At 51.2% G+C, this 10,651-nt stretch carries 10 protein-coding genes; 4 read left to right on the top strand and 6 right to left on the bottom strand.

Annotated elements, in window-relative coordinates:
• On the top strand, window positions 1–531 hold a 531-nt coding region (locus FC814_RS17150), incomplete at its 5' end, for a LysR substrate-binding domain-containing protein (protein WP_301546371.1).
• Here FC814_RS17150 and scpC read toward each other — a convergent pair.
• The 5 genes from scpC to argP form a co-directional block, all read right to left on the bottom strand.
• Entirely contained in the window at window positions 528–2,006 is a 1,479-nt protein-coding gene (gene scpC, locus FC814_RS17145) for a propionyl-CoA:succinate CoA transferase (protein WP_001056014.1), read from the bottom strand. The two genes, FC814_RS17150 and scpC, sit on opposite strands and share 4 nt — an antisense overlap.
• A gap of 25 nt (window positions 2,007–2,031) precedes the next feature.
• Window positions 2,032–2,817, bottom strand: a complete 786-nt coding sequence (gene scpB / locus FC814_RS17140) for a methylmalonyl-CoA decarboxylase (RefSeq protein ID WP_137326223.1) — start codon at window positions 2,815–2,817, stop codon at window positions 2,032–2,034.
• 10 nt (window positions 2,818–2,827) lie between these two features.
• Window positions 2,828–3,823: a methylmalonyl Co-A mutase-associated GTPase MeaB gene (gene meaB, locus FC814_RS17135; protein ID WP_137326222.1), complete on the bottom strand. Its 996-nt coding sequence runs from the start codon at window positions 3,821–3,823 to the stop codon at window positions 2,828–2,830.
• Window positions 3,816–5,960, bottom strand: a complete 2,145-nt coding sequence (gene scpA / locus FC814_RS17130; RefSeq protein WP_137326221.1) for a methylmalonyl-CoA mutase — start codon at window positions 5,958–5,960, stop codon at window positions 3,816–3,818. Before scpA ends, meaB begins: the two co-directional genes overlap by 8 nt.
• Before the next feature lie 201 nt (window positions 5,961–6,161).
• Window positions 6,162–7,055: a DNA-binding transcriptional regulator ArgP gene (argP, locus tag FC814_RS17125; protein WP_000828349.1), complete on the bottom strand. Its 894-nt coding sequence runs from the start codon at window positions 7,053–7,055 to the stop codon at window positions 6,162–6,164.
• Window positions 7,056–7,493: 438 nt separating this feature from the next.
• On the opposite strand from argP, the gene rpiA reads away from it, so the two are divergent.
• The 3 genes from rpiA to ibsC all read left to right on the top strand — a co-directional run bounded on the left by rpiA (window position 7,494) and on the right by ibsC (window position 9,942).
• The gene (rpiA, locus tag FC814_RS17120) at window positions 7,494–8,153 is read left to right on the top strand and encodes a ribose-5-phosphate isomerase RpiA (protein WP_024191163.1); all 660 of its coding nucleotides are present in this window, start codon (window positions 7,494–7,496) and stop codon (window positions 8,151–8,153) included.
• 257 nt (window positions 8,154–8,410) lie between these two features.
• Complete coding sequence (serA, locus tag FC814_RS17115; protein WP_001151617.1) at window positions 8,411–9,643, top strand: phosphoglycerate dehydrogenase; 1,233 nt, start codon at window positions 8,411–8,413, stop codon at window positions 9,641–9,643.
• Window positions 9,644–9,882: 239 nt separating this feature from the next.
• Complete coding sequence (gene ibsC, locus FC814_RS17110; RefSeq protein WP_071524576.1) at window positions 9,883–9,942, top strand: type I toxin-antitoxin system toxin IbsC; 60 nt, start codon at window positions 9,883–9,885, stop codon at window positions 9,940–9,942.
• A 100-nt stretch (window positions 9,943–10,042) separates the two neighbouring features.
• Here ibsC and FC814_RS17105 read toward each other — a convergent pair whose 3' ends face one another.
• Window positions 10,043–10,645, bottom strand: coding sequence for a 5-formyltetrahydrofolate cyclo-ligase (locus tag FC814_RS17105; protein WP_000192749.1), 603 nt, complete (start codon window positions 10,643–10,645; stop codon window positions 10,043–10,045).
• Window positions 10,646–10,651 lie beyond the last annotated feature (6 nt).

Genomic DNA, 10,651 nt, shown 5'->3' with positions numbered 1-10,651 from the left:
GATAGAAACAGAAGCCACTGGAGCACCTCAAAAACACCATCATACACTAAATCAGTAAGTTGGCAGCATCACCCTCCGCAGCATGTATCCGCCCGTGTTAAGGGGCTGGAAAATCTAACTATTAGCGAACTGTCGCCGCTGCGACTGGGGTTTCTTGTTTCCCGCCGTTTTGAAGAACGTCAGGAGCAGGAGTTATTACAGGAGTTACCGTGGTTACAGATGCGCTTTCAGAACCGCGCTAACTATGAAGCGATGATTGATGCGAACATGCGCCCTTGTGGGATCAATCCAACAATCATTTATCGCCCCTACAGTTTTATGGCCAAAATCAGCGCCGTTGAGCGCGGACATTTTCTGACAGTCATTCCACATTTTGCCTGGCGACTGGTGAATCCGGCAACGCTGAAATATTTCGATGCGCCGCATACGCCAATGTATATGCAGGAATACCTCTATTCACTGAAAAATCATCGCTATACCGCCACGATACTACAGCAAATTGCTGAAGATCGTGATGGTACGAGCAATTAACCCAACATTGAACCCGTTTCGATCAAGTTACGATGCAGATCGAAAACGTGGCTAAGATCGTGGTGAATATGCCCTCCTGGGGCATTTTCCAGATAGCGATGCAAATAGTCACGGTACATGGGATGGGCGCAGTTATCGATGATAGCGCGTGCGCGTTGAAGTGGAGAGAGGCCGCGCAGGTCGGCGATCCCTTGTTCAGTGATGATCACTTTCACGCTGTGCTCGCTGTGATCAACATGACTACACATCGGCACGATGGTTGATATTTTTCCTTCTTTGGCGATCGACGGCGCCATAAAGATTGACAGATAAGCATTTCGTTCAAAATCACCGCTGCCGCCGATACCGTTCATTAAATTAACTCCGGCAACATGCGTTGAGTTGGCGTGCCCGTAAATATCAAACTCCAGGCCGACGTTCAGAGCGATAACACCAAGGCGGCGGATAATTTCCGGGTTATTGGAAATCTCCTGCGGACGTAACACAATCCGGCAGGAGAAATAGTCCATATTGTCATAAATCTTGCGCAGTGAATCGGCGGAGATAGTCAGACTGGAGGCGCTGGCTCCGGTGATTTTTCCGGTTTCCAGAAGATGAACTACTGATTCCTGTAGCACTTCCGAATACATCATAAACGGTGGAATATCCGGGTTATCCCCGAGACGCGCCATTACTGCATTATTGATGTTGCCTACCCCACTTTGCAGTGGCAGAAATTCCGGCGGAATGCGCCCCTGTGCCATTTCACGTAATAAGAAGGTAACCACATTGTCGGCGATCTGTTGGCACATGGGATTTTGCTTATCCAGCAGCTTACCTGCATCAGGTAAGTTGGTTTCCACGACCGCAACAATCTTTTTCGGATCAATTTGCACATAACGAGTACCGACGCGATCCATCGCATGGAAGATTGAAACGCTATTGCGTCGCGGTGGTGCGCCAGGAATCACAATATCCGCCAGTTCCGCAACGCGCGGATCATGATAGTGATTGAGTTCAATGATTACTTTCTTGGCCCGCAGTAACCAGGTCGGAGCGTTACCGATCCCACTGGTTAACCAGACACGTCCATCCGGCTCGATGGCCGAGGCTTCAATTACCGCAACATCAATGTCGCCGAAGAAGCCGTAGTTAACCATTTGCGCGACTTCGCTCAAGTGCAGATCAACAAAACTGACTGCCCCCTGATTGATCTTTTGGCGTAACCCAGATGATGTTTGATACGGAGCGCGCCATGAAACGGCGTTAGCTTCAGAGAGCACGTCATCGGCGGCGGCGCTAATTGACGCGCCGGTTAGCAGGCGAATCTGGTACGGTTTTTTCGCCTCATGTTGTTCGTTGGCACGATGAGCAATAGCGACAGGTAGAGCTTTAGGTGAACCCGCAGGGGTAAAGCCGCTGAATGCTACCATATCATTGTGCTGGATAATTTCCGCCGCTTCATCGGCGGTCATCCTTGCCCAGATCATATTCATCTTTTACTCCTTCATTCGCTGAGCATTAATGACCGACGAAATTAGGTTTACGTTTTTCCAGGAAAGCATTCATACCTTCCTGATAATCCTCGCTGTCATAAACCGCTCGGCGCATCCCCTGAATACGTTCAAATTCGTCTGAATTCATCGTGTGCGCCTCGCCCAGCACGCGCAGTTCTTCCTTGATTACCGCGATCGCCAGCGGTGCTTTTTCGGAAATGTGGTGCGCCATTTGCAGGGTGAAATCTTCCAGCTCGCTGACGTCAACAACGTGGTTGAGAATGCCAACAGCCAGCGCGCGTTGGGCGGTGACTGGCGAAGCGGTAAAAATCAGTTCTTTGACGATGTGGAAGCCCGCGTCGCGGGTCAGGTTGTGGATGCCCACCAGGTTATACGGCACGCCAAGGTTAACTGGGGTCATTGAGAAGGTCGACGTGCTGGCAGCGATGATCAGATCGGAACTCATGATCATTTCAAAAGCACCTCCCCAGACGCTACCTTCGACCATCGAAATGATCGGTTTGGGGCATTTTTGGATCATACGGGTAATTTGCCGTAGCGGATCATCGTAAGAGAGAGGATCGCGACCGCCTGATGGCAGTTCATGGATGTCGTGGCCTGCGGAGAAGACTTTGGAACCACTCGGAGCACGCAGAATGATACAACGAATTTCCGGTCGGTTGAGATCGCTTAGTGCCTGGATCAGGTCGTCAATAAAGACTTTACTCAATGCATTGAGTTTGCGGCCATAGTTAAACTCAATGACCGCAACTTTGTTGATGATAATGACATTAACATACTGATAAGACATAAAAATTCCTTTATTCAAAATATTGAGTCTGGATAAATTCACTGAGCTGCCGCAAGCCAGTGCGCGGCGAGAGAGTATTGTTTTTGACTGCTAATAGCGTCTGGCGGTAATAACGATCGAAATCTTCATCCGCGAACAGGTGGTGCAGCACTTCTTCTTCGGTTTGTTTACGCAGCCATTCCACCGATTGTTGTTGCCGCATTTGTTGCAAACGACCGCTGGCGGTAAGTGCGGTTTTGAAATCGATAATTGCGCGCCAAATCTCATCGATACCGCATTTTTCCAGCGCGCTACAGGTGAGAACCTGCGGCTGCCATTCGTCATATTTGCGACGCAGAATATGCAGAGCGCCCTCGTACATGTGGCGGGCAATGGCGACATTCGCGTGGTTATCGCCATCGTCTTTGTTAATGACAATCAGATCTGCCATCTCCATCAGTCCCTTTTTAATGCCCTGGAGATCATCACCACCACCGGCGATTTGCAGTGAGATAAAACAGTCCACCATGCGGGCGACTTCGGTTTCCGACTGCCCGACGCCGACGGTTTCAACGATCACCACGTCATAACCTGCCGCCTCGCATAACAGCATTAACTCCCGCGCCCGCTGGCTGGCGCCGCCCAGATGACCGGATGACGGAACCGGGCGAATAAATGCCGCATCGGTACGCGCCAGTTCGGTCATCCGAGTCTTATCGCCAAGAATGCTGCCACCGGTCACTGGGCTGCTGGGATCGACGGCAATCACCGCGACTTTCAGCCCCTGGCGAATCAGCAACATACCGAAGGCTTCAAGAAAGGTACTTTTCCCCGCGCCAGGTGTACTGGTAACGCCCAGTCGCAGGGCATTACCACAAAACGGCATGATGGCGTCGAGCAACTGAGTGCTTAGTTCCAGATGACGTGGATGACGGCTTTCTACCAGCGTCATCGCCTGGGCGAGCGTGGCACGCTCACCCTGACGTAAGCGCCGAATGTTGTCTGCCAGCGTGGCTTCGTTAATCATGACGCTGGCTAATCCGATTCAGTACATCACGTACGCTGTCGAGCATGGGCGTACCCGGACCATAAATCGCCGCCACGCCGCGTTCTTGCTGGAAGGCATAATCCTGCGGTGGAATAACGCCGCCAGCGACTACGCAGATATCTTCGCGTCCCCATTTTTTGAGGGCTTCTACCAGTTCCGGGATCAGCGTTTTATGCCCGGCAGCGAGTGAGGATGCGCCCACTACGTGAACATCATTTTCTACTGCCAGGCGGGCGATCTCTTCTGGTGTCGAGAACATCGGACTTAAATCAACGTCAAATCCAAGATCGGAATAGGCGCTGGCAATGACTTTGGCTCCGCGATCGTGTCCATCCTGCCCCATTTTGGCGATCAGAATGCGCGGGCGACGGCCGTTATCCGCGAGGAACTGTTCCGTTTGCGCAACAATCGCATCAAATTCGCAAGCTGATTTTTCCGACTGATGATAGCTTTGCGCAATCACGCCGGTAACACACTGGCTCGGCACCAGATAACGGTCAAAAGCGGCTTCCAGCGCATCGGAGATTTCACCCAATGTCGCGCGAACGCGTGCCGCATTAATAGCAGCAGCCAGCAGGTTTCCGTTTTGCAGTGCCGCATTAGTCAGAGCATTCAGTGCGGCGGTTACGGCAGCATCATCGCGGGTGGCGCGAATGCGCTCCAGTGAAGCAATCTGCTCGTTACGTACCATCACGTTGTCTATCTCAAGGACATCGGTTTCGTCTTCGTGATCCAGCTTGTACTTGTTAACGCCAACAATCACGCGTTTGCCCTGATCGATCAGTGACTGCTCACGCGCAGACGCTTCTTCGATCATGCGTTTTGGCAAACCCGCTTCGATCGCTTTCGCCATACCCCCGGCTTCGTCAATCTGAGCGATGATGGATCGAGCCTGTTTGACGATCTGATCGGTCAACGACTCAACGTAATAAGATCCGGCCAGCGGATCGACGGTGCGGCAGATTTCTGACTCTTCCTGAATGATTATCTGAGTATTACGGGCTATACGTGCCGAGAAGTCGGTTGGCAGTCCAAGTGCCTCATCAAAAGCGTTGGTATGCAGTGATTGTGTACCGCCAAGCGTGGCGCCCAACGCTTCAATGGTAGTGCGGATAACGTTGTTATAGGGATCTTGCTCGGTGAGACTCCAGCCTGAGGTCTGACAGTGGGTGCGCAGTGCCAGTGATTTCGGATCTTTGGCTCCAAATCCACTTACCGCCTCACTCCAGAGATAACGTGCGGCGCGCAGCATGGCGACGTTCATGAAAAGATCCATACCGATGCCAAAGAAGAACGACAGGCGCGGGGCAAAGTCGTCAATTTTCAGGCCAGCAGAAAGTGCAGCTTTGATGTACTCAATTCCATCAGCGAGAGTAAACGCCACCTGCTGCACGCAGTTGGCTCCCGCTTCGCCCATGTGGTAACCGCTAATACTGATGGTATTAAAGCGCGGCATATTGCCGGAACACCAGGCGATGATGTCAGCGATAATACGCATCGACGGTTTTGGCGGATAAATGTAAGTATTGCGGCAGAGGTACTCTTTCAGAATGTCGTTCTGGATGGTGCCTGTGAGTTTATCGGGTGTAACGCCTTGCTCTTCAGCGGCCACAATATAAAACGCCAGTACTGGCAGGACTGCCCCGTTCATAGTCATCGAAACCGACATTTGATCCAGCGGGATCTGGTCGAATAGCACCTTCATATCTTCAACGGTGTCGATAGCGACACCTGCTTTACCGACGTCGCCTGAAACGCGCGGATTGTCAGAGTCGTAACCACGGTGGGTGGCGAGGTCAAAAGCAACGGAAAGACCCTTTTGCCCGGCAGCGAGGTTACGGCGATAAAAGGCGTTAGATTCTTTTGCCGTGGAGAAACCGGCATACTGACGAATAGTCCACGGTTGAGCGGTATACATGGTGGCACGTGGACCACGAACGTAGGGCGGCAAGCCTGGAAGGGTGCCGGTTACTTCCAGATTGTCGAGATCGGCTTCGGTATACAGCGGCTTGATGGCTATCCCTTCCGCCGTTTGCCGTACCAGTGAGTCGACGTTTTCCTCCCGACGGCTCAATTCCTTGTTGGCAAGTTGTTGCCATTCCTGCACGTTAGACATTATTTGCTCCATAAAACGCAATCAAATTGGTGGGATGCGCTTACGGTGAGCTTTTTACACGGGGTTGTCGCCAGCAAAAAAAATGCATTGGGACGTCGTTTTTTGCCGCGTGAGATTTGTCTGTTTCGTGACGTTGTTCAAAGAAGATAAAAAGAAAAAAGGAAAATGCCTGATATGTGCTATCAGGCATTAAGTGATTGATTAATCCTGACGAAGTACTTTGTGACCATAGTCTAGTAAAGCATCAGTGACTTTACGCATCATGCGGCTTTCTGGGGCAAAGCGGTGCCAGTAGAGCATTCGCCGTTGAAACAGCCCTGGCGTAAGGTCGATCAGCTCGCCGCTCGCCAGTTCTTTCTCAATTTGCAGGTGTGGGATCATACAGCAGGTTGTTCCCTGGCGAGCGAGTTGAACGAAGGCTTCAGACGAGTTAACGATATGGCACGGTACGCTACCTGGCGGCAGATCGAAGTTTTGCTGCAAAAATGCCTGGTGCATATCGTCAAGATGGTCAAACGCCACCACCGGTGCCTTGAGCAGCGCGGAGCGGCTTACTCCGTTAGGGAAGTATTTCTCGGCAAATGGTTTGGAGCTGACGAACAGATAGTCAAGCGCGCCAAGTTTATCGACAAGACAACTGGGCAGCGCCTGATGTTGAATACTCACCGCGCCAACTACTTCACCGCGACGCAGGCGTTCCTGGGTGCGGGTTTCATCTTCCACCTGCAAGTTCAGACGAATAGGCGAATCAGCCAGCACCGGAGCCAGCGCCGGTAGCAGCCAGGTTGCCAGACTGTCTGCGTTGACCGCCAGTGAAAGCAGCAGCGGGGTTGAACCGGTTTGTTCATCCCCCAGCCACTCTTCTTCCAGCAATTCCACCTGGCGAAGCAGTGCCAGCAGTTTTTGCCCTTGTTCTGTAGGTCGCGGCGGGACAGTACGCACTAATAACGGCTGCCCGAACATATTTTCCAGCTGCTTAATGCGCTGTGAGACGGCTGATTGCGTAATGCACAATTTCTGTGCCGCGCGCTCAAATCCTCGTTCACGTATTACCGCATCCAGTGCCTGTAATGTTCTGTAGTCCGGGCGTTTCATTGCTTTAACCTGCTCCTCAAATTTTCTTATGCCGAACTATGACATAATTTTGCTTTGGGTACAGAGCATTTAACGTATACAAAAGCAGCCATAATGGAAATTTTGACTGACAACACCGTGTTTTTTAGTCTTTGTAGAGCGTAAAGGCAACGTTCTGTGGGCGAGATGCTAACAATAGATGTTATTTTTATTATTAATATTATCAATTGGTTGTATTGAAGAGCTTCACCTTTATCGGCGTAGTTTCAGATATGCTGACTGGGGGATAGAAGGGTAATCCTGATGCCTCCTGATACCCAGATTTGCCGGGGTGAAAGAGGATGCCCGCCATTGCCTGTTATTTCATGGATGAGTTATCCGCACGACTTGCTGACGGGGTCTAAATCGCTTTTTTTGTATATAATGCGTCTGAAATTTCATACCACAGGCGAAACGATCATGACGCAGGATGAATTGAAAAAAGCAGTAGGATGGGCGGCACTTCAGTATGTTCAGCCCGGAACCATTGTTGGTGTTGGTACAGGTTCCACCGCCGCACACTTTATTGATGCACTCGGCACGATGAAAGGTCAGATTGAAGGGGCAGTTTCCAGCTCGGATGCATCCACTGAAAAACTAAAAAGCCTTGGCATTCATGTGTTTGACCTCAATGAAGTTGACAGCCTCGGCATCTACGTTGACGGTGCAGATGAAATCAACGGCCATATGCAGATGATCAAAGGCGGCGGCGCGGCGCTGACGCGTGAAAAAATCATTGCCTCGGTTGCAGAGAAATTTATCTGCATCGCGGACGCCTCCAAGCAGGTCGATATTCTGGGTAAATTCCCGTTGCCGGTGGAAGTGATTCCGATGGCGCGTAGTGCAGTGGCTCGTCAACTGGTGAAACTTGGTGGTCGTCCGGAATATCGTCAGGGCGTGGTGACTGATAACGGCAACGTGATCCTCGACGTCCACGGTATGGAAATCCTTGATCCGGTGGCGATGGAAAATGCGATTAACGCGATTCCGGGTGTGGTTACTGTTGGTCTGTTTGCCAACCGTGGCGCGGACGTCGCGCTGATTGGCACGCCTGACGGCGTTAAAACCATTGTGAAATGATCTGACGGGGGAGTTCGTCCCCCGTTAAAAATTTTTTGCATTGTTAAATTTGGTGACATCTATCACGTTTTTAACTCACTTTTGCCTAACACGCTAAAGAACGTCTCATCTTCAGCATTTTCTTCTGTTAATCAACCTCTCGTGATATTTCCTCAACATCGCGACGCAAACGTTCATATTGCCGCATTATTATTTTTTGATATGTTGAAAGGCGGATGCAAATCCACACACAACATTTCAAAGACAGGATTGGGTAAATGGCAAAGGTATCGCTGGAGAAAGACAAGATTAAGTTTCTGCTGGTAGAAGGCGTGCACCAAAAGGCGCTGGAAAGTCTTCGCGCGGCAGGTTACACCAACATCGAATTTCATAAAGGCGCGCTGGATGATGAACAATTAAAAGAATCCATCCGCGATGCCCACTTCATCGGCCTGCGATCCCGAACCCATCTGACCGAAGAAGTGATCAATGCCGCAGAAAAGCTGGTCGCTATTGGCTGTTTTTGCATAGGCACAAACCAGGTTGATTTAAATGCTGCGGCAAAACGCGGGATTCCGGTATTTAACGCACCGTTTTCGAATACGCGTTCTGTCGCTGAGCTGGTGATTGGTGAACTTCTGCTGCTATTGCGCGGAGTGCCGGAAGCCAACGCCAAAGCGCACCGTGGCGTGTGGAACAAACTGGCGGCGGGGTCTTTTGAAGCGCGCGGCAAAAAGCTGGGTATCATTGGTTATGGTCATATCGGTACGCAGCTTGGCATTCTGGCGGAGTCGCTGGGGATGTATGTTTACTTCTATGATATTGAAAACAAACTGCCGCTGGGTAACGCGACGCAGGTGCAACATCTTTCCGACTTGCTGAATATGAGCGACGTGGTGAGCCTGCATGTGCCTGAAAACCCGTCTACCAAAAACATGATGGGCGCGAAAGAGATCTCACTGATGAAGCCCGGCTCGCTGCTGATTAACGCTTCGCGCGGTACTGTGGTCGATATTCCGGCGCTGTGTGACGCACTGGCGAGCAAACATCTGGCTGGCGCGGCAATCGATGTATTCCCAACAGAACCAGCGACCAACAGCGATCCGTTTACTTCTCCGCTGTGCGAATTCGACAACGTCCTGCTGACGCCGCACATTGGCGGTTCGACTCAGGAAGCGCAGGAGAATATCGGCCTGGAAGTTGCGGGTAAATTGATCAAGTACTCTGACAATGGCTCCACGCTCTCTGCGGTGAACTTCCCGGAAGTCTCGCTGCCGCTGCACGGTGGCCGCCGTCTGATGCACATCCACGAAAACCGTCCGGGCGTGCTGACTGCGCTGAACAAAATTTTTGCCGAGCAGGGCGTTAACATCGCCGCGCAGTATCTGCAAACGTCTGCTCAGATGGGCTACGTAGTTATTGATATTGAAGCAGATGAAGACGTTGCTGAAAAAGCATTACAGGCAATGAAAGCGATTCCGGGCACCATTCGCGCCCGTCTGCTGTACTGATTTCCCTTCTCTGACAAACAACGGGCAGGTCGCTGACTTGCCCGTTTTTTTATCCCTTTTCCCGCGCTTATCACTGCATTTGCAGTGTGCTGCAATCGCCTTTGCGAGTCTGCTCGAAGAAATAAATCAAAGCCAGATCAATGCGTTGCCTTTATTCGAAGAGGATTTACGATGGCGGGACAGCACAGGGCTGTAACGGTAAAGCCCTCACCGAAGCGAGGGCTTGAAGGAGAAGGGTTATGATGCGACTTGTCATCATACTGATTGTACTGTTACTGATAAGTTTCGGAGCTTATTAACAGTCAGTCTCAGGGGAGGAGCAATCCTCCCTTACCCTTACTCACTAAATTAGGTCAAAGAATCAACGATGTCAATCAGGGCGATGCAGGTGTATCGCCCTCACCACTCCCAGACTTTCGACGGTGTAACCACTGCAGGCAATGGGATATCCCACTCTTCAACCGGCAGTTTTTCTACTAACTGGCAATCATGCGCATAACCTACCGGCTGCATTTTGTAGTGCTGCCAGTTTTGCAATGTCCGATCATAAAAACCGCCGCCCATTCCCAGGCGTTGACCGTACTCATCAAAGGCTACCAGCGGCGTGACCAGCACATCTAACCGGGAAAGGGGAAGCACATCGCGCACGTCCAGTTTCGGCTCGTGGATCTTCAATCTGTTCATCACCAATTCGCTTTGCGGATGGTAATTCAGGAACAGTAAGTTACCAGCACTAAAAGGGTGTAAAACTGGAAGATACACGCGCTTACCGGCACGCCAGAGTTGTTCTATGAGCGGTTGGGTGTCGAGCTCGCCATCAAAAGAGAGGAATACAGCGACCGTATGCGCCATCACCACCGGGGGATAAGTCATCATCCGGGTAGCGGCTTGTTGACCCATTTCTTGCTGTTGTTCCGGCGTTAACGCACGACGACGTTGCCGAATCATTTTGCGGATTTCTTGTCGGGATAATGTCAGTGGGAGTTCTGGTAGTTGCGTCATGGCTGG

Origin of the sequence: Escherichia sp. MR (assembly GCF_005280595.1) — a bacterium.
Taxonomy (GTDB): domain Bacteria; phylum Pseudomonadota; class Gammaproteobacteria; order Enterobacterales; family Enterobacteriaceae; genus Escherichia; species Escherichia ruysiae.
Note: the sequence above shows the minus strand (reverse complement) of the source record. Positions and strands in the feature narration are given on the sequence as shown.

Bases quoted from the DNA above. Each gene is read 5' to 3' on its own strand.
- scpC (WP_001056014.1), bottom strand. From the start codon at position 2,006: ATGAATATGATCTGGGCAAGGATGACCGCCGATGAAGCGGCGGAAATT.
- scpB (WP_137326223.1), bottom strand. From the start codon at position 2,817: ATGTCTTATCAGTATGTTAATGTCATTATCATCAACAAAGTTGCGGTC.
- meaB (WP_137326222.1), bottom strand. From the start codon at position 3,823: ATGATTAACGAAGCCACGCTGGCAGACAACATTCGGCGCTTACGTCAG.
- scpA (WP_137326221.1), bottom strand. From the start codon at position 5,960: ATGTCTAACGTGCAGGAATGGCAACAACTTGCCAACAAGGAATTGAGC.
- argP (WP_000828349.1), bottom strand. From the start codon at position 7,055: ATGAAACGCCCGGACTACAGAACATTACAGGCACTGGATGCGGTAATA.
- rpiA (WP_024191163.1), top strand. From the start codon at position 7,494: ATGACGCAGGATGAATTGAAAAAAGCAGTAGGATGGGCGGCACTTCAG.
- serA (WP_001151617.1), top strand. From the start codon at position 8,411: ATGGCAAAGGTATCGCTGGAGAAAGACAAGATTAAGTTTCTGCTGGTA.
- FC814_RS17105 (WP_000192749.1), bottom strand. From the start codon at position 10,645: ATGACGCAACTACCAGAACTCCCACTGACATTATCCCGACAAGAAATC.